This window comes from Paractinoplanes atraurantiacus (assembly GCF_900215205.1).
GTDB classification, from domain to species: Bacteria; Actinomycetota; Actinomycetes; order Mycobacteriales; family Micromonosporaceae; genus Actinoplanes; species Actinoplanes atraurantiacus.
In genome coordinates this window covers 108,195-127,550 of record NZ_OBDY01000031.1, presented here as the reverse complement: position 1 = coordinate 127,550, position 19,356 = coordinate 108,195, and the positions used below count along the sequence as shown (strand labels likewise).

At 70.3% G+C, this 19,356-nt stretch carries 24 protein-coding genes; 7 read left to right on the top strand and 17 right to left on the bottom strand.

The features are described from left to right. Positions 1–337 (top strand): transposase (locus tag CRP55_RS42950; RefSeq protein WP_179855591.1); only part of this gene is annotated, 337 nt, incomplete at its 5' end. Here the strand turns inward: CRP55_RS42950 and purU are convergent. Beyond that, positions 334–1,248: a formyltetrahydrofolate deformylase gene (purU, locus tag CRP55_RS42945; protein WP_179855590.1), complete on the bottom strand. Its 915-nt coding sequence runs from the start codon at positions 1,246–1,248 to the stop codon at positions 334–336. The two genes, CRP55_RS42950 and purU, sit on opposite strands and share 4 nt — an antisense overlap. Positions 1,249–1,361: 113 nt before the next feature. Between purU and CRP55_RS42940 the strand changes: the two genes are divergently transcribed. After that, positions 1,362–2,228, top strand: a complete 867-nt coding sequence (locus CRP55_RS42940; RefSeq protein WP_097327772.1) for a LacI family DNA-binding transcriptional regulator — start codon at positions 1,362–1,364, stop codon at positions 2,226–2,228. A 1-nt stretch (position 2,229) separates the two neighbouring features. On the opposite strand, the gene CRP55_RS42935 is transcribed toward CRP55_RS42940, so the two are convergent. Both CRP55_RS42935 and CRP55_RS42930 read right to left on the bottom strand, forming a co-directional pair. Continuing rightward, on the bottom strand, positions 2,230–2,667 hold the full coding sequence (locus CRP55_RS42935) for an acyl-CoA thioesterase (RefSeq protein ID WP_097327771.1): 438 nt from the start codon (positions 2,665–2,667) through the stop codon (positions 2,230–2,232). After that, positions 2,664–3,296: a TetR/AcrR family transcriptional regulator gene (locus CRP55_RS42930; protein WP_097327770.1), complete on the bottom strand. Its 633-nt coding sequence runs from the start codon at positions 3,294–3,296 to the stop codon at positions 2,664–2,666. Before CRP55_RS42930 ends, CRP55_RS42935 begins: the two co-directional genes overlap by 4 nt. Positions 3,297–3,358: 62 nt before the next feature. On the opposite strand from CRP55_RS42930, the gene CRP55_RS42925 reads away from it, so the two are divergent. Further along, positions 3,359–4,090 carry a class I SAM-dependent methyltransferase gene (locus tag CRP55_RS42925; RefSeq protein WP_097327769.1) on the top strand — a complete coding sequence of 244 codons (732 nt, stop codon included), beginning with the start codon at positions 3,359–3,361 and terminating at the stop codon, positions 4,088–4,090. On the opposite strand, the gene CRP55_RS42920 is transcribed toward CRP55_RS42925, so the two are convergent. The 5 genes from CRP55_RS42920 to CRP55_RS42900 all read right to left on the bottom strand — a co-directional run bounded on the left by CRP55_RS42920 (position 4,056) and on the right by CRP55_RS42900 (position 10,071). After that, positions 4,056–4,508, bottom strand: a complete 453-nt coding sequence (locus tag CRP55_RS42920) for a nuclear transport factor 2 family protein (RefSeq protein WP_218854945.1) — start codon at positions 4,506–4,508, stop codon at positions 4,056–4,058. The genes CRP55_RS42925 and CRP55_RS42920 overlap by 35 nt on opposite strands. A 138-nt stretch (positions 4,509–4,646) precedes the next feature. Continuing rightward, on the bottom strand, positions 4,647–5,207 hold the full coding sequence (locus CRP55_RS42915; protein ID WP_097327767.1) for a GNAT family N-acetyltransferase: 561 nt from the start codon (positions 5,205–5,207) through the stop codon (positions 4,647–4,649). Between the two features lie 22 nt (positions 5,208–5,229). After that, positions 5,230–6,111, bottom strand: coding sequence for an endonuclease/exonuclease/phosphatase family protein (locus CRP55_RS42910; RefSeq protein WP_097327766.1), 882 nt, complete (start codon positions 6,109–6,111; stop codon positions 5,230–5,232). A 29-nt stretch (positions 6,112–6,140) separates the two neighbouring features. Further along, positions 6,141–8,360 (bottom strand): putative bifunctional diguanylate cyclase/phosphodiesterase, encoded by a 2,220-nt coding sequence (locus CRP55_RS42905; protein ID WP_097327765.1) that lies wholly within the window; start codon positions 8,358–8,360, stop codon positions 6,141–6,143. 67 nt (positions 8,361–8,427) lie between these two features. Next, positions 8,428–10,071 carry a glycoside hydrolase family 43 protein gene (locus CRP55_RS42900; RefSeq protein ID WP_097327764.1) on the bottom strand — a complete coding sequence of 548 codons (1,644 nt, stop codon included), beginning with the start codon at positions 10,069–10,071 and terminating at the stop codon, positions 8,428–8,430. Positions 10,072–10,155: 84 nt separating this feature from the next. Between CRP55_RS42900 and CRP55_RS42895 the strand changes: the two genes are divergently transcribed. Then, complete coding sequence (locus CRP55_RS42895; protein ID WP_097327763.1) at positions 10,156–10,488, top strand: YbaB/EbfC family nucleoid-associated protein; 333 nt, start codon at positions 10,156–10,158, stop codon at positions 10,486–10,488. Further along, positions 10,485–10,898: a YbaB/EbfC family nucleoid-associated protein gene (locus CRP55_RS42890; RefSeq protein WP_097327762.1), complete on the top strand. Its 414-nt coding sequence runs from the start codon at positions 10,485–10,487 to the stop codon at positions 10,896–10,898. Before CRP55_RS42895 ends, CRP55_RS42890 begins: the two co-directional genes overlap by 4 nt. Position 10,899: 1 nt before the next feature. Here CRP55_RS42890 and CRP55_RS42885 read toward each other — a convergent pair whose 3' ends face one another. From CRP55_RS42885 to CRP55_RS42870, 4 genes are read right to left on the bottom strand one after another with little or no spacing between them, the layout of a single operon-like run. Next, the gene (locus tag CRP55_RS42885) at positions 10,900–11,757 is read right to left on the bottom strand and encodes a WXG100 family type VII secretion target (RefSeq protein WP_097327761.1); all 858 of its coding nucleotides are present in this window, start codon (positions 11,755–11,757) and stop codon (positions 10,900–10,902) included. Beyond that, the gene (locus CRP55_RS42880) at positions 11,754–12,086 is read right to left on the bottom strand and encodes a hypothetical protein (RefSeq protein WP_097327760.1); all 333 of its coding nucleotides are present in this window, start codon (positions 12,084–12,086) and stop codon (positions 11,754–11,756) included. The genes CRP55_RS42885 and CRP55_RS42880 overlap by 4 nt, the downstream gene beginning before the upstream one ends. After that, entirely contained in the window at positions 12,079–12,651 is a 573-nt protein-coding gene (locus CRP55_RS42875) for a hypothetical protein (RefSeq protein WP_097327759.1), read from the bottom strand. Before CRP55_RS42875 ends, CRP55_RS42880 begins: the two co-directional genes overlap by 8 nt. A 50-nt stretch (positions 12,652–12,701) precedes the next feature. Next, the gene (locus CRP55_RS42870; RefSeq protein WP_097327758.1) at positions 12,702–13,514 is read right to left on the bottom strand and encodes an MBL fold metallo-hydrolase; all 813 of its coding nucleotides are present in this window, start codon (positions 13,512–13,514) and stop codon (positions 12,702–12,704) included. Between the two features lie 108 nt (positions 13,515–13,622). On the opposite strand from CRP55_RS42870, the gene CRP55_RS42865 reads away from it, so the two are divergent. Then, positions 13,623–14,186 carry a TetR/AcrR family transcriptional regulator gene (locus tag CRP55_RS42865; protein ID WP_179855589.1) on the top strand — a complete coding sequence of 188 codons (564 nt, stop codon included), beginning with the start codon at positions 13,623–13,625 and terminating at the stop codon, positions 14,184–14,186. 154 nt (positions 14,187–14,340) lie between these two features. On the opposite strand, the gene CRP55_RS42860 is transcribed toward CRP55_RS42865, so the two are convergent. The 5 genes from CRP55_RS42860 to CRP55_RS42840 all read right to left on the bottom strand — a co-directional run bounded on the left by CRP55_RS42860 (position 14,341) and on the right by CRP55_RS42840 (position 18,514). Then, on the bottom strand, positions 14,341–15,423 hold the full coding sequence (locus CRP55_RS42860) for a hypothetical protein (protein WP_097327757.1): 1,083 nt from the start codon (positions 15,421–15,423) through the stop codon (positions 14,341–14,343). 2 nt (positions 15,424–15,425) lie between these two features. Then, entirely contained in the window at positions 15,426–15,959 is a 534-nt protein-coding gene (locus CRP55_RS42855; RefSeq protein ID WP_245923726.1) for an RNA polymerase sigma factor, read from the bottom strand. A 15-nt stretch (positions 15,960–15,974) separates the two neighbouring features. Next, entirely contained in the window at positions 15,975–16,868 is an 894-nt protein-coding gene (locus CRP55_RS42850; protein ID WP_179855588.1) for an SAM-dependent methyltransferase, read from the bottom strand. Between the two features lie 297 nt (positions 16,869–17,165). After that, on the bottom strand, positions 17,166–17,927 hold the full coding sequence (gene uppS / locus CRP55_RS42845; protein WP_097327755.1) for a polyprenyl diphosphate synthase: 762 nt from the start codon (positions 17,925–17,927) through the stop codon (positions 17,166–17,168). 53 nt (positions 17,928–17,980) lie between these two features. Continuing rightward, positions 17,981–18,514, bottom strand: a complete 534-nt coding sequence (locus tag CRP55_RS42840; RefSeq protein ID WP_097327754.1) for a CGNR zinc finger domain-containing protein — start codon at positions 18,512–18,514, stop codon at positions 17,981–17,983. Between the two features lie 53 nt (positions 18,515–18,567). On the opposite strand from CRP55_RS42840, the gene CRP55_RS42835 reads away from it, so the two are divergent. After that, positions 18,568–19,335, top strand: a complete 768-nt coding sequence (locus CRP55_RS42835; RefSeq protein ID WP_097327753.1) for a sulfite exporter TauE/SafE family protein — start codon at positions 18,568–18,570, stop codon at positions 19,333–19,335. The last annotated feature ends 21 nt before the right edge of the window (positions 19,336–19,356 follow it).

Genomic DNA, 19,356 nt, shown 5'->3' with positions numbered 1-19,356 from the left:
AGCCCACCCCCGGGTGAAACTGCACGTGGTGGCCGACAACTACGCCACCCACAACCATCCGAACGTCCGCGCCTGGCTGGCCAAGAACCCCCGCATCACCATGCACAACACCCCGACCAGCGCGTCCTGGATGAACATGGTCGAGATCTTCTTCGGCATCATCACCCGCCAAGCCATCCGCCGCGGCACCTTCACCAGCGTCACCGACCTGATCGGCGCGATCCGCACCTTCATCGACGCCTACAACCAGCGCTGCGAACCCTTCCGCTGGACCAAAACCGCCGACCAAATCCTCACCAAAGCCAACCGTCAAAAGAACTCAGACACGCGACACTAGGCGAAGACGATCGTGTGGTTGTCGTGGCGGATCACGCGGTCCTCGCTGTGCCAGCGGACCGCCCGGGACAGGACCGCGCGCTCCACGTCGGCTCCCCGGCGCTGGAGGTCGGCGACCGTCTCGGCGTGTGTCACCCGGACGACGTCCTGCTCGATGATGGGGCCCTCGTCCAGGTCCTCGGTCACGTAGTGGGCTGTCGCGCCGATCAGCTTCACGCCTCGCTGCTTGGCCTTCGCGTACGGGCCCGCTCCGATGAAAGCCGGTAGGAACGAGTGGTGGATGTTGATGATCGGGACGGCCAGCTCTTTGATGAAGCGGCCGGACAGGATCTGCATGTAGCGGGCCAGCACCACGAAGTCGACGTTGCCCCGCAGCAGCTGGAGATGCTGGGCCTCGGCGGCCGACTTGTCGGGGCCCGCCGGCGAGGGCACGTGGAAGAACGGGATGCCGAACGACCGTACCTCGTCCGCTGTCTCCGTGTGGTTGGAGATGACCATCGAGACGCTGATCGGCAGCTCGCCGCGGCGGTGACGCCACAGCAGGTCCAGGAGGCAGTGGTCCTCCTTCGACGCGAAGATCGCCACGCGCTGGGGCTTGGAGAGGTCGCGCAGCGTGAACTCGAGGTCGAAGCCGCGGTCCATCTCGGTGCGCAGGTCGTTCTCGATCTCCGGGAGGGCCGCCTTGAGCCCGTCCAGGCTGAACACGGTCCGCTGGAAGAACGCCCCGCCGTGCGGGTTGTCGGAGTACTGATCCAGCGAGACGATGTTCGCCCCGTGCTTGCTGAGCACCGAACCGACCGCGGCCACGATGCCCGTGCGGTCGGCGCCGTGCACGATGAGGACAGCCTGGTCACGAGGGCTGTCGTCGCGCGGGCGGGGTGCGGCGAGGGGCGCCTGCTGGATGAGCGTCACTGAGCATTCCTTCCGATCCGATCGTGGCGAGGGTACGCAAAGATCCGCATGCCGCGGTCCGTTTGTGACCCACCCGGCCTGACTAAATCGAGCCAGTTCCGTAACCTACACACATGCCGGAGGCCCGTCGCGCGACCCTGAAGGATGTCGCGGCGGCCAGCGGCGTGTCCCGGGCGACGGTCAGCTTCGTTCTCAACGACACGCCCAACCAGACCATCTCCGAGGCCACGCGCGCGCGGGTGCTCCAGGCGGTCCACGATCTGGGATACGTGCCGCACGGCATCGCCAAGGCGCTGCGCGAGGGCACGTCCCGCCTGATCGTGCTCTTCCTCGAGCACGGCCTCGAGGGCAACTACTCCCGCAGCTTCATCCGCGGCCTCGACGACGAGCTCGGCGCCCACGACCACGTCCTGCTGGTCCGCCACGGCCAGGTCACCGAGACGTCCGAAAAGCAGATTATTGATGTCGTACGCCCGAGAGCGGCGCTCCGGTTCGGCGAGCCCGGCCGCGGCGACGGGCCGGCCGCGCACGCCGCCCAGCAGATCGGCTATCTGGCCGGCAGGGGGCACACCCGCATCGCGATGGCCGTGCCGGCCGATGCCCGGCTGCGCGAGGTGCGCCTGCGGTTCGCGGGTGAGGCGGCGGCCGAGCTGGGCCTGCCGCCGCTCCTGCCGCTGACCGGCCTGTCGGCGCTGCGCGAGCTGGTCGCCGACGGGATCACCGCGATCGCCGGCCACGACGACGACATCGCGATGCGCACGATGGCCGCCGCCCGCGATCAGGGCCTGTCCGTGCCGGGCGACCTGGCCGTGATGGGCTTCGACGACACGGCGTACGGCGCGATGCTCACCCCGTCGCTGACCACCGTCCACATCGACGCGGAGGCCCATGGGCGCTTGACCGCCCGTACGTTGTTGGGAATGAGCACGGACGGCCTGGCACCGGCTCCCGCCCAGGTCATCGTGCGGGAGTCGGCCTGACTCACCTCTTGAGCAGCTCGGCCGCCACCTCACGCGCGTGATCGGTCCAGGGCGCCGGCCGCATCGTGCGGGCGTCCAGCCCGACGTTGACCCGCCGCCCCTCGGCGTGGACGGTGCCGCCGTCACTCGAGGTGATCTCGAAGCCGTACTCGGCGCTGGTCGTGCCCAGCCGGTCGAGCCAGAAACGCACAACGACCTCGCCCGCCCCGGCGACCGGCCGGTGGTAGGTGATCGCGTACTCGCGGACGACGTTGAAGGTGTCCGGGGTCGGCGGCCGGTCCTTGGAGAAGAACACGCCGCGCTCCTGCCACCAGATCAGGAGGGCCCGCTCGACCAGCACGGCGTACCGCGAGTTGTGCAGGACGCCCATGGCGTCGAGGTCGTCGAAGTGCACGGGCAGGCGCACGACGCCGCCGTACGTCTCGGTCAAGGTCGTCATGACAGCTCCGGAAGGATCGTCGGGTCGGTGGCGAGGGCACGCAGGTGGCTGAGCAGGGCCAGCCGCGCGTGCCGGAAGGTGACCTCGGGGCCGAGCGTGGTCGCCTGCATGACGGCGCAGACACCGAGCGACTCGATGAGGAAGGGAAGGCTGTCGCCCGCGCCGTGGCGGAGATCGCCGACCTCGACGGCCTCGTCGGCGAGCCGGGTCAGGAAGGCCGTCCAGTCGGCGAGCTGAACGCCGAGGCGGTCGCGCAGGACGCCGGGCCGGGCGTTGAACTCGAAGTTGGCGTTGGCGAAGAAGCACCCGCCCGGCAGCACCTGCGCCTCGTAGAAGGCAAGGCGCCGGTCGTGCAGCGCCCACAGCCGCCGAAGCCCTTTGGGCGCGGCCAGCGCGGGCCGGATGACCTCGTCGGTCCATTGCCCGCGGGCGTGCTCGATGACGGCGAGTTGCAGCGCTTCCTTGGACCGCCAGTGCGCGAACAGCCCCGATTTGCTCACCCCGAGCGCGTCGGCGACCTGGCTCAGCGAGAGCCCGTCGAGCCCGTTCACGGTCGCGAGCCGCAGGGCCTGATCGAGTACGGCGGTGCGCGTGCGCTCCCCGCGTACCAGCCTGCCGTCCACCGTCACGCTGCCGACATTACAAAACGACCGACCGTTCGTAAACATTTGTGCGGGGCCTAAGGTGTGGTGTGCCTCTCGATTACGACGCCGAGCTGCGCCTGCACACCGACGCCCTGCGCCGGCACTGGAACCTGCACCCTCACGACCGCGTCCTCGACATCGGCTGCGGCGCCGGCCAGACCACACGCGAGGCCGCCGCGCTGACAGGTTCCGCTTTCGGGATCGACGTCTCCGCCGCCGCCATCGAGCGCGCCCAAGCTTCGGGTTCCGGCCCCGACGTCCAATTCACGTGCGGTGACGTCCAGACGTACGCCTTCTCGCCGCACTCCTTCGACGTGGCGATCAGCCGCTTCGGCACGATGTTCTTCACCGACCCGCCGACGGCGTTCAGCAACATCGCCCGGGCCCTGCGCCCCGCCGGCCGCCTGGCCATGCTGGTCTGGCAGCCGGCGCCCCGAAACGAGTGGGACGTGAGCATCCGCCAGGCCTTGCCGGCCCCCGAGGCGCCTGAGGCGTTCTCCCTGTCCGACCCAGCAGCGGTCCGCCCCCTCCTGGAGGCCGCGGGTTTCACCGAGGTCGCGTTCACGGACGTCCACGAGCCCGTCTACTACGGCTCCGATGTGGAAACCGCCCTGACCTGGGTGCGAGGCTTCACGTGCGTCCAGGCGACCCTCACCCACCCGGGCGCCGGCGACCGCCTGCGCGACCTGTTCGCCGCCCACTCGACCCCCGACGGCATCTGGTTCGACGCCAGGTCGTGGATGGTCACGGCGCGCGAAAGTAGTCCCGCAGCAGCGTGATCAGCCCATCCCGAACCCGGAAGATCTGAACAAGCGAGATCGTCCCTCCACCTTCGAACACGGTGTCGATCTCAGCAACGAAGACTCCCGGATCTCCCGTCTCATGCAGCACATAGCCGGACCGCCCCACATCAATCACACCCGATGGCTCCCGTTGAAGTTGCCCGACGCCGCCCCGAATGGCTTCCCGCCCGACAAGCCGAAGCGGCACAAGCGGCGCCTCAAGAACCCCATCCTCGGCGAACAACTCAGCCACAGCATCGGGATCGCGAGAGATAGCGCCCGCATAGACATACTTCCGAATGGGGCCGTTCAACGAAGCACCGAGTCGCGAATTCCCGCAGATTCCGCGACCCGCTGCGGCCCAGGCCAATTCGGAAGAGCCCGGCTCGGGCCGCACTTCCACCTCGGGCTGCACGGCCAGCTCCGCCGGCGCTCTCGCCTCGGCCTGGACCGCTGGCTCGGCCTGCGTGGCCGCCTCGGACCCAAGGGGCTCCTGCGCACGACAAAGGGGCGAACAAATCAACGGGGCGACAAAACGCCGGAGAGAGAAAGCCTAGGGGTTCCGGGACCACTGGTCTTCGGTGATCTCGTAGCGGACTCCGCCCTGGTCGGCGCCCTCGACCTTTTGCATGTCGGGAGGGGTTTCCAGGGTGGTTGTCAGGGTCATGCCCAGCTTTTTCATCACGTTCTGGGAGCCCTTGTTCACGAGCATCGTGTCGGCCCAGACCCTGTGGACTCCCAGCTCGGTGAACGCCTTGTGCAGCAGCGCCCTCGAGCCCTCGGTGGCGTAACCCCTGCCCCACGCCTCGCGGCGCAGGCGGTAGCCGAGCTCCACCTCGTCGAGCGGGCCGTCACGCTCGGGCCGCAGGATGAACCAGCCGATGAAGGCGCCGTCGGCGAAGGCCGCGAACAGGCCCAGCTTGCCGTCCCAGCGGTCGTAGCCGGCGAGGATGCCGGGCAGGTGGCGGTCGCGGATGACCTCCGGTGGGGTCGGCTCGCCGCCGCTCAGGTAGCGCATCACCGCCGGGTCGCCGTCCAGTTCGATCAGCAGGTCGGCGTCGTCGGGGGTGAAGTGGCGCAAGGTCAGGCGGTCGGTGCTCAGGTAGGCGGTCACGAACGCATTTTGATCTATGGCTTCACGGCAGGCGCAGCCGGACCTGGACCGGCAGGTGGTCGCTGGGGTACTGGGTGCCGCTGCGATAGACGTTGATCAGGGCGGCCGGCACGGTGACGCCGGGGGTGGTCAGCACCCAGTCGATGCGCGGGCCGTCCGGCACCAGGGGGCGGTAGGCGTGGAAGGTGCCGTACGCGGGGCTGCGCCTGGCCGCTGCGAGCCAGGTGTCGCGGTAGCCGGCCCGGGTGATCAGGAGGTCGTAGACCGGGCTACCTGATGGGCTGTTGAAGTCGCCGGTCAGGATGATCGGCAGCGGCGGGTCCAGCGCCGCCAGGCGGTCGCGGATGAGGTGGGCGGAGCGCTCGCGGGCGTACTCGCTCAAGTTGTCGAGGTGGGTGTTCACCGCGTAGAAGCGCTTGCCGGTCGCCCGGTCGACGAACCGCACCCAGGTGACCATTCGGATGGCGAAGCCGCCCCAGGTCTCGGAGCCGGGGATCTGCGGAGTGTCGGAGAGCCAGAAATCGCCGTACGTCTGCGGGGTCAGCCGGTCTTGGCGAAAGAAGATGGCCATGAACTCGCCGGCGGTGCCGCCCTGGCGTCCCGTTCCGATGTAGTCGTAGTCGCCGCCGAGGTCGTCCCTGATGTCGCCCAGCTGAGCGACCAGGCCCTCCTGGGTGCCGATCAGGTCCGGCCGTTCGGTGGCCAGCAGGGCGCGCATCACGGGGCGCCGCCGCACCCAGGAATCGTCGGCGAAGCGCAGGTTGAACGTCATCACGTGCAGCTCGGCGGCGGTGGCCGGGCCGGCCAGCCGGTCCATCGCCGAGGCCGCCGCCGGGGGCGGGAAGGCCGTCACGGAGAGAATGCTGACGACGACGATCAGAGCTGAGATCAGCGGCCGCGCCATGGCGGAATGATAGGCCGTCCGAAAAAGGGTCAGCCCGTGATCGTCGAGCCGGGCACCCAGGCCGGCGTGCCGATGATCTCGTCGATGCGGGCCGCCGGTACCGGGCGGGAGAACAGGTAGCCCTGGCCGAACTCGTAGCCGAGGGCCAGCAGCAGATCCCGCTGCTCGGGCGTCTCGATGCCCTCGGCCACCGACGACAGCTCCAGCGCGCCGGCCATCTGGCTGACCGCCGTGGCCACCGCCGACTGGCGGCCGACCGTGGTGATGGACTCGACGAACGAGCGGTCCAGCTTCAGGGTCGTCACCGGGGTGGTCAGCAGCAGGCCCAGCGAGGAGGCGGCCGTGCCGAAGTCGTCCAGGGCCAGCTTCACGCCGAGCGCGCGCAGCGCCAGCAGGGCGTCCAGGGACTCCTGGTCGTCGAGGACCGCGGTCTCCGTGACCTCGATGGTCAGGCAGCTCGCGGGCATGCCGGTCTCCCCCAGTGCCCGGGCCACCTCGGCCACGAAGCCGTGCTCCTTGAGCTGGCGGCCGGCCACGTTGACGCCGACCGACATGCCCATGACCTCGGGGTTGGCCCGCAGCCAGGCCACGCCCTGACGGCAGGCCTGCCAGAGGACCCAGCGGCCGATCGCCACGATCAGGCCGGTCTTCTCGGCGACGGGGATGAACTCGACGGGCGAGACCAGGCCGCGTACGGGGTGGTTCCACCGCAGCAGCGCCTCCACGCCCGTGGTCTTGAGATCGGTCAGGCGCACGATCGGCTGGTAGACCAGCTCGAACTGGCCGGCGTCCAGAGCCTCGCGCATCTCGCGGATGAGCTCCGCCTCGGCGCTGATCCGCGCGCCCATCTCGTCGGTGTAGCGCACCCACATGCTCTTGCCGCGGCCCTTGGCCTCGTACATGGCGATGTCGGCGTTGCTCAGCAGGCTGGACGGCTCGTCACCGGCCGCCGCGGCGGCGACGCCGACGCTGGCCCGGGTGAACAGCGTGTGGGACTGGATCTCGACCGGCTCGTTGAGCAGGCGCTGGATCTCGTCGGCGATGGCGCCGCCGATGCCGGCGTCGGCGCCGGGCAGCAGCACCGCGAACTCGTCGCCGCCGAGGCGGGCCACCAGGTCGTCCTTGCGGACGGACCGGCGCAGCCGCTCGGCCACGGCCACCAGCAGGGCGTCGCCGGCCGCGTGGCCCATCGTGTCGTTCACCGTCTTGAAGTCGTCCAGGTCGATCAGCAGGACGCAGGCCTCCCGCGTCCCGACGACCGCGGCCATCTGCTCGTTGAACGTGATGCGGTTGGCCAGCTTGGTGAGACCGTCCAGCGAGGCCTGCTCGCGCAGCAGCACCTCGTGCTCGCCGAGCCGGCGGATCAGGGTCATGTTGTCGTGGAAGGCCACGAGTTGCCGGCCGGCGACCAGGCACGCGACCACGACGACGCCGAGGGCCGCGCCCCACAGCTGCGACGAGGCGTGCTCGGGCATCATCGCGAAGAAAATCACGAAGGTCAGCAGGATCATCCCGTACGGCAGAAGGCTGTACGGCCGCCGCTGGATCCGGCGCGAGGAGCCGCCGCGGCGGACCAGCACCTCCTGGATGCGGGGGCCGGCCGCGATCAGGGCCGACGGCAGGAGGCGTACGAAGAGAACCGCGGGGTTGGTGGGGTCCTGGAAGGCGCCGGGCAGGAAGGTCGCGACGCCCTGGAGCGCGCACGCGGCGACCATGGGCCAGGCCGCTACGCGGGCCATCGGGGGCTCGTGGATGAGGGCCACCTTGGTCGCGCAGAACGCGGCCACCACCACCAGCGCCGCGGTGAGGCCGGCGTTGAACTGGTCATCGGCCGTATAGGCGTAGCACCACGCCGCGACGCCGCCGCCCACCAGCACCGTCGCCGCGTCCAGCCAGAAGATGCTCTTGTCGCGGCGGGTCTCGAGGCCCTGCGGGAAGATAAGGCAGGCGACGACGTTGCTGCACATGCCGATCGTGAACAGCGCCGTCTGCACGGCGCCGCCGTTCATCGAGTCCGACGAGAACGTGATGAACTGCGAGAAGTCGCCGACGGTGAAGCAGGCGCCGGCGAAGGCGATGATCGCCCAGAACCGGCGGAAACGCGCCGGCGAGATCTGGCGCAGCCGCCAGGCGCCGACGGCGAGCAGGGCGTCGAACGGCACCTGCAAGCCCCAGAACGCCGTCGCCTGGGGCACTCCGTCGGGCAGGGCGACGAACAGCACACCACCCAGCAGCGTCAGGGCCGCCATAGCCAGGAGGACAGGGTCGCGTCGCACGAGCCCTTAGATCGGACTTTTCTGGAAAGACTCAAGGACTTCAGGTCGCCGAAAAAGAACCCGAATAGACCGCCCGGTCGAAGTCGGCGTAACCGCCCTCGGCGCCCAGGTCCTGCACCCACAGGCCGGTGAAGGCGCCGGTGAAGCCCCACGCCTCGGGCTCGCCGTCGACGGCCTGGGCCGCATACTCGTCCGAGAGGGTCGTCGCGTCCTGGGCCGGGCCGGCCTGGGTCCAGACCGCGTCCGGGCCGGGCTCGGCCGCGTACTGGAAAGTCAGCGACGGACCGTCGAAGCGCAGGCGAAGACCGGTCCTGTCCCCCGGCACGGCGGTGCGCACGCCCGGGACGATCGTGACACGGCCGGAGTCGCACGTGAGCAGGTCGACGACGCGGGTGCCGTCGTCGTCGGCCGTGACGTGCAGGAAGTACCAGTTGCGGGAGTTGTAGTAGGCGGTGATGCCGGCCAGCTGCCGATAGTTTCGGGGCGTGAACTCCATGACGGCCTCGAACGCGCAGTTCTCGGCGACGACGCGGCGGGCGACCAGGCTGGGCCGCTGCCGTCCCATCGGCGACTGGCCGCCGCGGATGCGCAGGAACGACGGGCGGGTGCTCAGGTCGATCCACGACGGGTCGGCCGGGCGGCGCAGGGTCGACCAGTTGACGCCCAGGGTGGGCTCGTCGAAGTGGTCGTCCTCGAACTCCTCGGACGAGACCGGGCGTACGTCGGCGATCGTCACCCCCTCGGGAGCGGCCACCATGACTGAGGGCCGGCCGTCGGCGATGCGCGGCCATCCGGTGTCGGTCCAGGTCACCTCCTGGATCGCGGTCTCCCGGCCGAGCACGCAGCGGCCGAGCGGCGTGTAGGGCCGGCCGACGAGATGGGCGAGGTACCACTGGCCGCCCGGCGTCCGCACGAGGCTTCCGTGTCCGGCTTTCTGCAGGGTCAGATCCGGTTTTCCGTACGAGGTCAGCAACGGCCCCGAGGGATCGGCCAGATAGGGGCCGAGCAGGTGGCTGGAACGGGCGACCGTGACCTGGTGCTCCCAGCTGGTGCCGCCCTCGGCGGTGACCAGGTAATACCAGCCGTCCTTGCGGTAGAGGTTGGGCGCCTCGGTGAGGGCGGCCCCGGTGCCCTGGAAGATCGCGTGCTCGGGCCCGACGAGGCGGCGGGCCTGCAGGTCGTACTGCTGCAGCGAGATGCCGGCGAAGCGGTTCCGGCCGGGACGCCAGTCGGCGACCATCGACAGCATCCAGGTCGTGCCGTCCTCGTCGTGGAAGAGGGAGGCGTCGAAGCCGCGGCCGTGCAGCACGACCGGGTCGGACCACGGCCCGGTCGGTGTCGGGCCGGTGACCAGGTAGTTCTGCGGGTCCCAATAGCCGGCCTGAAAGGTGGCGACGTCGGTGTAGAGCAGGTGGAACACGCCGTCGTGGTAGCTGAGGCTGGGCGCCCACACCCCGTTGGAGTCCCCGGCGCCGGTGAGGTCCAGCAGCCGTTTCTCCGTGAGCGCCCCGCCCATCGGCCGCCAGTCGACCAGGTTCGTCGAGTGGTGGATCCGCACGCCCGGCATCCACTCGAAGGTCGAGGTGGCGATGAAATAGTCGGAGCCGACCCGCACGATCGACGGGTCGGGATGGAAGCCGGTCAGCACCGGGTTGCGGATCGCCCGTCGGGTTACGGTTTTCATCTCCGTAAGTTACGGAATCAGGTGCAACTTGCGAAAGGTCTGGGGCGAGTTTCGTCGCGACGTGGCATGAATTAGAGTCGGCCGATGTCCGATTTCGATGAGCTGGGAAACCGGCTGCGCGCCATCAGCGAGGAGCTGGCGGAGGTCAGCGCCCGGCTGCAGTCGACCGCCGAGGCCGCGCAGGGGCGAGACTTCCGGGCCGCCGATCCGGACGGGCGGGCCGAGGTGGTCGTCGACGGGCGGCCCCGCGTCGTGGAGCTGAACCTGCGTCCGGACGCGCTGCGGTCCGGCCCGGAGGAGCTCGACCGGCTGCTCACCGGCCTGCTCAACGACGGTCTCACGCAGGCTCGCGCGGCCACGCGGCAGGCGATGCTGGAGGCCCTGCCCGAGCAGATCCGCGACGAGGTCGCGCGATGAGTGACGCCGAGCGGTCCCTGGCCGCGCTGGAGCAGGCGATCGCCGACTATCCGCGCCAGCTGGCCGAGACGACCGAGCGGGTCGACGCCGCCGCGTCGGCGACGGTCACCGGGCAGGACGAGGGCGGTCTGGTCACCGTCACCGCGTCCGGTGCGGGTCACATTCTTGCCGTACGGGTGAGCCCGCGCGCCCTCCGTGACCTCGACGCACGGACGGTGGCCGCGCGGGTGGCCGCCGCGGCCAACGCGGCGCTGGCCCGGGCCGAGCAGTCCCTGGCCGAAGCGGCCGGTCACGCACCGGCCGACCTGGACGAGGAGCGCAAGATGCGGGCGTTCGAGCAGCGCATGGACGCCACCATGGACCGGCTGGACCGCCTCGACCGGTCGCTGGACCGCCTGCTCGACCAGTGACCTACGACGGCCTGGTGACGTCGATCGCGTCGTCGGTGGCGATCAGGCCGTCCACGTAGCTGATGCCGGCGTCCTTGGCCGCGCTGCCGGTGGTCGGCGGCGCCACCACGCCGGCCGTGCCGACCTTGATGGCGTTGCTGACCAGCCCGTTCTTGCCCATGAACTCGGCCCGCAGCCTGACCTTGTCCATGCCCTTGGCCGCCTTGGCCGCCTTCTTCATGTCGGTCAGCGCCTGCTGGAGCCGTTTGAGCTGCTCGACGATCTTCTGCAGGATCGTCTGGAGCTTGCGCAGGATGTCGGCGACCTTGGTGAGCAGCCGGGAGAGCTTGGCCACGACCGAGGAGATCCGGGCGGCGGTCTGCGCGGCCTTGGCCAGCACGCCGGCCACCGCGGCGGCGGCGCTGACGCCGACGGTCACGATGGCCAGGGCCAGGTTGGTCACGAGCATGCTGATCGCGAACATGACCAGGCTGGTGACCAGGTCGATGATCATGTTGGCGGACTCGACGCACGCGTCGGCGGCCGACTCGAGCAGTTCGGGCACCTTGCTCAGGGCCTCGTCGAGCTGGCGCATCTGATAGTCGATCAGGTCGACGGTGGCGCTCATCGCCCCGTACGCGTCGCCCCGCCAGGACGGGGCCATGGTGTCGCGGTCACGGCGCTGCTCGTCGGCGAGCTCGCTGACGGCGGCGGCGATCCGCAGGTAGTGCGGCGCGGCCGCGATCAGCGCCTGCGGGTCGCCGCTGACCGCCTTGAGGCTCTCGTTCATCCACGTGAAGGGCTGGTGCAGCGTGGACTGGACGATGCCGGGCATGCCGGCGAACCACACTTCGAGCTTGTTGGCCGCTTCCTGGCTCACTGGACTCCCTGGTGCAGAGCGCCGGTCGTGTCCATCCGGACCACCGCGCCCTGGTCGCTCTCGGCATAGGCCTCGGAGGCGAGACGGACGGCCTGGGAGAGGGAGTAGACCGCGTCGGTGATCTGGTCGGCGGCGTCGACACAGCTGTCGACGAAGCCGTCGTACGCGTCGTGGATGCGCCCGCCGATGCCGGGGATGTAGCCGAAGGCGTCACGCGGCACCCGCACGGCCTCGAGCTGGTTGCGGACCTGCTCGATCTGGTCGCGGCGGCCGACGGTGCGGTCGGAGTATGCGTCCAGCGCGGGCAGGTCGGCATAGAACTCAGCCACGGGCGGCTCCCGTCTCGAGGGCACGAACGAAGTTGCGGGCCGCGCCGACGTCCACGATGGCCAGCACCATCGCGACCATCGAATCGTCGGCGAATCTCACCTCGACCCGCCCCCACTGGAACAGGATCTTGCCGCGGCGCCGGGCCGACCGGATCGCCTCGCGCGGCACGGCGAAGTGGACGCTGAAGGTGGGCGGATTGGCGTTGTCCTTGTCGAGCAGCAGCAGCCGCCGGTCGGTGACGGCCCAGTCCAGGTTGCCCACCGCCCGCGCCTTGATGGCCTGCCAGGCCTGGCCGCCCCACGACGCGGCGGAGCCGGAGCCGGACGAGCCGCCGATGGCCCGGTTGACGCGGTCCTGGTTGTACTGCACCCCGGTCCAGTCGACGCCGTCGACCAGCCCCTGCGACGAGGCGGGCCGGTGGGGATCGCCGCCCTCGGACTCCAGCGCGCTGGTGTCACCGCTGTAGTGCGTGTGCACCATGCCCATGGCCAGCAGCCGCTCCCCCGGCTCCAGCACGGGCGCGACATCGTTGCCATAGATCTTGACGGCGTTGAACAGGGGCACACGGGCACAGTAACGACAGCGATCCATCCCCTCCAGACCCCACCCGCCTCTTACCGCGCCGGAATCCAGCTGTCGTCCGCAGCGATGAGCCGGAACGACGGGTCGCCCAGGTGCGCCGCCGCGATGACGATCCCCTCCCGTTTGGCCTGCGCGAGGAGGCGGGCCCGGGCGGCGGTGGCGAGCCCGCGGTCGGCGTCGGTCACGAAGTGGATGTCCCGGTCGGTCAGCTGACCGGGCAGTTGCAGCAGGTCACCGGTGAACCACAGCCGCCGCCCGCCGGACGCCAGCTCGATCACCACGTGCCCCGGCGTGTGCCCGGGCACGGACATCACTCGTACGCCGGGAAGATCTTCCGTGCCGTACGGGCGCAGGACGCCCGCCTTCTCCGCGGCCTCCATGATCTCGCGGGTGGGTTCGTCGCCGTCGAGCAGCGCCCAGTCCTCGGCGCCGTAGTGGACGACGGCGTTCGGGAAGTAGGGCGCGCCGTCTTTCATGATCCAGCCGACGTGGTCGAGGTGCAGGTGCGTGATCAGTACGGCGTCGATGTCCCCGGGCGTGACACCGGCCTCGGTCAGCGCGGCGGGCAGGTTCCCGGCGCGCGCCAGGTGGGCCGGGCTGTTCTCGCCGGCCAGCTCGGCCGGGAACGGCAGGGCGAGTTCGCCCGCGCCGGCGTCGATCAGGAACGTGCCGGCCGGGCCCCGCACCAGATGGGCACCGAGCCGGATCTCGTACGTGCCGTCCGCTCCGAGCAGCCCGGGAAACCGGGAGAAGTCGGCGCCCGGGTAGAACGACGGCGGCAGGTACGAGGACCCGTCCCGCAGCACGGTAACGGTGTAGTCCCCGATGGTGATCATCTCGGTCATCGTCGATCCTCTCGAAATCTGTCAGTGGCTGACGCAACGTCAGTGGCCGACTGTAGCGCTAAGATGATCGACGTGGAAGCGGCCAAGCCCCAAGGTGTCCGAGCTCGCATGCGTGAGGCGATCCGCGCCGAGCTGACGGCGGCGGCGCTGCGGTCGATCGACGAGGTGGGTTTCGCCGCGACGACGGCCAGCGCGATCGCGGCCAGCGTCGGCGTCACGGAACGGACGTTCTTCCGCTACTTCCCGACCAAGGAGGACGCGGTTCTCCAGCCGATTGAGGCGCTGGGCCCGGCGATCGCCGGCGAACTGCGCCGCCGCCCCGCATCCGAGTCGCCGGCGCAATCCCTGCGGGCGGCGTTCGAAGTGGCCGTCGAGTGGGTCACCGCCGATCCGGTGGCGATGACGACGGTGATGCGGCTCAACCGCGACGAACCGGCCCTGCGCGGTCGCCACCTGCAGCAACAGGACCTGTGGGTCAGCGCGCTGGCCGAGGCCCTTGGTGGCTCCCCGCGCTCACGGATGGAGTGCGGCCTGATGATGCTGGCCTGGGAGAAGGCCCTGACCAGCTGCTACGACCGCGGCGACTTCAGCCGGGCCGGTGCCGAGCTCGACGCAGCGCTGGAGGAGTTGCGCTCGTTCCTCGGCTCAGCTCAGCCGAGGCCCTCCACGTAGCCGACCAGGGCGACGCGCTGCACGTGATCGGCGGGCGGCGCTCGCCGGCACGGGCGTACCGGAAATGGTCGATGCCATGCGTATCGCTTCTCCCGGAGCCCTGGTGGGCCGGTTTTCCGGCCGGGCGAACTGGTGGTCGCCCGGCCGGTGCCGCTCACGGCACGGTGAACGGCATGAGGAGCTCCCGGGTGCCGCTGTCGATGAGCACTGCTCCGCGTACGGACTGGTCGTCCTGCCAGGCCAGTTCGACGGCAGTCCCCTGTCCGTGGCCGGGCGTGGCGGCGACCTGACGGTCGATCAGCACGCGTCCGGCCTCGACGTCCAGTAGCGCTACCCGCCAGCCGTCCTGGCCCAGGTAGCTGGCGGCCAGCCGGTCGCCGTCGCGGTTGAGCCGCAGCCCGAACACCATGGCGCAGCCCGGCAGGTTCACCGGCCGCGACTCCCTGATCGAACCGTCGCTGGTCACGTGCCTCACCTGCGGGTGGCACATGTTCGAGGCCAAGTCGTACGCGACCGCGGTGGCGATGCCGTCCCCCGCGGTTGTCGCCCCGGGTATCCGAACCAGGAGGCTCTCCCGGCCGGTCGCGAGGTCGTGCGAGTAATAGGCGTCGTTGCGCCACAGGTACGCCGTCGTTTCGGTCGCTGTAGCCAGCACCACCGGCCTGTCCTTCTGCCGGACGTTCCGCGACCGCTCGACCTTGCCGTCCGGCCCGACGACCACCAGATCAACGGCCACTCCCTTGGGGTACGGGCCGTCGGTGATCTCCACCCCCGGCGGCAGGTCACGCGGCCCGAGCGCGACCACGCGGCCGTCGTCGAGCACGGTGAACTCGTCCCACCCTTCGGTGCCCGCGACGGCGTACGTCTGCAGACGGCCGTCACCAAGCAGCTCACCGACGCGTTCCCGCCTGTCGATGGTCACCGCGGCCCGGCCGCCGCTGCGGTAGCTGCCGGCGGCGTGATGCAGCAGGAGCCGCTGCGGCCGATCATGCGTGATGGAGGGCGCCGGGCTCGGCTCGACCACCGGCAGGCTCGCCCGTTCCCGCGTCCGCAGCGCGAAGCCGGCGCCGACCACCATGAGCACCGCCACGAAGCCGGCGACGGCACCCACGTACCGCTGCCGGCGCCGCCGGTCGGCCGCCCGGCGATAGACATCGTCGAGCGCGCCCGGGTATCCGATGGTCGTCTCCGCCGCCTGCCGGACCGCGACGGCGACGTCGCGAGGAATCTCGTCCATGATCACTCCTCGGTGCTCAGCGCGGATCGGAGGGTGGCCAGCCCACGGGAGAGGCGGCTCTTCACAGTGCCCTCGGTCAGCCCGAGCGCGGCCGCCGTCTCCGCGGTCGACAGGTCGAGCAGGATGCGGCAGGTGAGAACGGCCCGCTGCGGGGCCGGCAGCATCGCGAGCGCGTCGCGCGCCACTATCGCGCCGTCGGGCGGGCCATGATGCGGGTGCGCGTCGTCCTCGACCGGCGGCCGCTCGCGGCGCAGCTTGCGGCGCCACGACGTCGCCCAGTTGAACCCGACCCGGAAGACCCAGCCCGCCGGCGACTCGAGCTCACCGACCACCGGCCATCTCGCGTACGCCCGGGCCATCGCCTCGTCGACGGCCTCGTGGGCGAGGTCGTCGCGGCGCAGCGTCACCGCCAGCGCGCGGTAGACCCGGTCCACATTGGCCCGGTAGAACGCCTCGAAGCCGTCGGCGTCGCGGCGGGCCGACGCGTCGCCGGCGCTCGTCGTGGGAACCACCATGTCCCGTACACGCGGCAGCACCGCGGAAGGTTCCCTCTACCCTTCCCGCGATTCCTCCGGCCGGCGAAGCAGGGCGATCCGTCCCAGGTCGATGTCGAGCGTGCGGACCAGCGCGAAGCCGGCGGCCTCGATCTCGGCTACCAGCTCGTCCAGTGTGCGGGCGAACGGCAGTCCCTGGGCCCGGGCCACCAGGCGCGGCAGCGTGAAGGCGGCGCGCGCGTCGTCGTCCGTGGGCTCGGCGTCGAGCTGCTGGATCAGCAGGATGCCGCCGGGCCGCAGGCTGCGCCGGATCATCGCGAGGGTGGCCGCCCTGGTCTGTTCCGGAAAGAAAGGCTGGGCCCAGAAGACCGCGTCGTACGGGGTCAGGGCTTCGAAGTCGCGGGCGTCCATGGCCCGAATGTCGACCCGGTCGGTCACGCCCAGCGCCTTGGCCCGCTCGACGGCCACGGCGGCCACCTCGGGAACGAGTTCGAGGGAGGTGGCCCGCAGCCCCGGCAGCAGACTGGCGGTGGTGAGCACGAACCCGCCGACCCCGCTGCCCACGTCGAGCAGGTGCCCGTCGGTGATCGCGTCACGCATCTCGGGCACGGCGTCGAGGATCTGGGTGACGACGCCCCGGGCAGCGTCGTTCGGGGTCAGCGCGACAGACCGGGCGATCACCACGCTTTCGCCGGCGGTGACGGCAGAGGCGCCCGTACGCACGACGTCACCCACCTGCCGGGCGAGCAGCGCGGCCCGCTCGATCTGCGCGGCGAAGTCGACCGGCGCGCCGGCCGACAGGGCCCCGGCCAGCTGCCCCTCCAGCTGGTACTTGCCGTCCACCCGCACCGCGATCCCCTGCGCGACAAGGGCATCCAGCACCTCACCAGCCGAATACCCGGCGAACTCAGCAACCTCCTCAGCAGTGCGCGGCTCGCTGAGAAAGGTCAAATACCCACGCTCACGCGCAGCGTCAAGCAAGGCGAGAGCGCGGGCCCCCCGCTCCCACCCACCCAGCATCTCGGTAACCGATGTCGATCCCATGGCTGCATGGTGCCCCTTCCCCCAAAGGTCATCCATGTTCTCCCGCTGTGCCGAGAATCTCTGGACGACAGCGGAGGTGAGGCACGGCGCGGGTTGACTTTTGCTCGCGAGGATCGGGCAGCTTTCGTCGCGGGCGTCAGGACGGGTCAGTTCGATCGCGCGCCTGGGAAGCCTTGCACTCCTCAACTCAGGCGATGGGGTGGGTCAGGCGCCGAAGCGGCGGTGGCGGGCGGCGTAGGAACGCAGGGCGCGTAGGAAGTCGACTTTGCGGAAGCCCGGCCAGTAGACGTCGCAGAAGTACAGTTCGGAATACGCGGCCTGCCACAGCAGGAAGCCGGACATGCGGCGCTCGCCGCTGGTGCGGATGACCAGGTCCGGGTCGGGGCTTCCGCTCGTGTAGAGGTGTTCGGCTATGCGGTCGGCGGTCAAGGACGAGATCGCCTCGGGCAGGGACTCGGCCTCGGCCAGCAGGGAGCGTACGGCGTCGACGATCTCCTCCCGGCCGTCGTAGCCGATGGCGATGGTCAGGTGGGACGTGGCCGCCGGGTTTCTCGTCTCCTCCTCGGCCCGCTTCAGCGCGTGCCTCGTCGAGTCGGGCAGCACGTCGAGGCGGCCGGCCAAGTGGACCTGCCACGGGCTGGCCGGGTGGCGCAGGCGTTCGGCGACCACGTCCTCGATCATGCGCATCAGGTTTCCCACCTCGGCCGAGTCGCGTTTGCGGACGTTGTCCACCGACGCCACGAAGACGGTGACGTGGTGGATTCCGGTCTCGGCACACCAGCCCAGCACCTCGTCGAGGTGTTCGGCGCCGTAACGATGGCCGACCCGCGGGTCGCCGAAGCCCATCTGGCGGGCCCACCGGCGGTTGCCGTCCATGACCATCGCCACGTGCCGGGGCAGTGTGGCCCCGGCCAGTTGGCGGCGGAGCAGGTGCGTGTAGGTCGCGTAGGCGAAGGACCGGAGCATGCCGCCGATCCCAGCAGACCGGCCGGCCGTGACGGCGGGCCCGCACGGGACCTCTACGGCATCTTCACCGTTTCGGCACGGGCGCGGTGCCGGCGTACGGCGTCGCGGTTGCCGCACGCGTGGGAGCAGTACTTCTGTATCCCCGTACGGCTGAAGTCGGCGAAGGGTTGGCCGCAGTCGGCGGCGGCGCAGCGGCCGAGACGGTGCATGCCGCGGCCGGACAGGTGCAGGGCCGTGCCGACGCTGATCAGGGTGGCCAGCAGAGAGGACAGCGACTGGTCGGGCTCGCGGTAGTGAATGTGCCAGCCGCTGCCGGCGTGGTCGGTCAGGCGTGGGTAGGCCGCGGTGTCGCACAGCAGGGCGTTGAGTCGTTCGGCGCGCGCGCCCGCAGAAGGCGCGTCGACAACCGCCAGCCAATCGTCCAGATAGGCGGATATAGCAGATAAATCAGACGCAGTGGCGGGCCGCTCGATGGCTACCTCGGCGGAAACGCAACGCGCGGCGAGCGCCGAGGCAGATGAGGGCGGGTCGGCGACCAGCGAAAGTGCGAGCCGCACCGCATCCTCGCCGTAAGGGTTGAGGTGCATAAGCCCATTACAGCATCATGACCTTCGCCCGGCAACGAACCGAAGGGAAGCCGATGGATTGGCAGTCAGTGCTCCTGCTGCTCGCGGTGGCCGCGGCCGCCGGATGGGTGGACGCCGTGGTCGGCGGCGGTGGGCTGATCCTCGTGCCGGCCCTGCTGCTGGGCCTGCCCGGCCTGCCGCCGGTGACCGCGCTCGGCACCAACAAGGTGGCCAGCATCTGCGGGACCACGACGGCGGCGATCACGTACGCGCGCCGCACGAAGATCGACTGGCGGGTGGCCGGGCCGGCCGCCGGCTCGGCCGTGGTCTTCGCCGGGCTGGGCGCCGTCACCGCGAGCAGCATCCCGGTCGACTGGTTCCGGCCGGCCATCATGGTGCTGTTGCTGGGCGTGCTGGCCTTCGTCGTGCTCAAACCGTCGTTCGGGGTCACCGTCAAGGCGGCCGACCCCACCGCGCGCCGCCGGGCTGTCGCCGTGGTCGTGGCCGGGGTGGCGATCGCGTTCTACGACGGGGTGTTCGGGCCGGGCACCGGCACGTTCCTGATCATTACGTTCACCGCCCTGCTCGGGCTCGACTTCGTGAGCAGCTCGGCCACCGCGAAGATCCTGAACGCGGGCACGAACCTCGGCGCGCTGGTGGTCTTCGCGGCCGGCGGCCATGTGCTGTGGTGGCTGGGGCTGTCGATGGCCGTGTGCAACATCGTCGGCGCGCGTTTCGGGGCGCGGACCGCCTTGAAGCGCGGTGCGGGCTTCGTGCGGATGGCCCTGGTGGTCGTTGTCGTCGGTATGGTGATACGTCTGGCTGTTCAGTATTTCGGATGAATTCTGCCTTTTGTCGAGTCC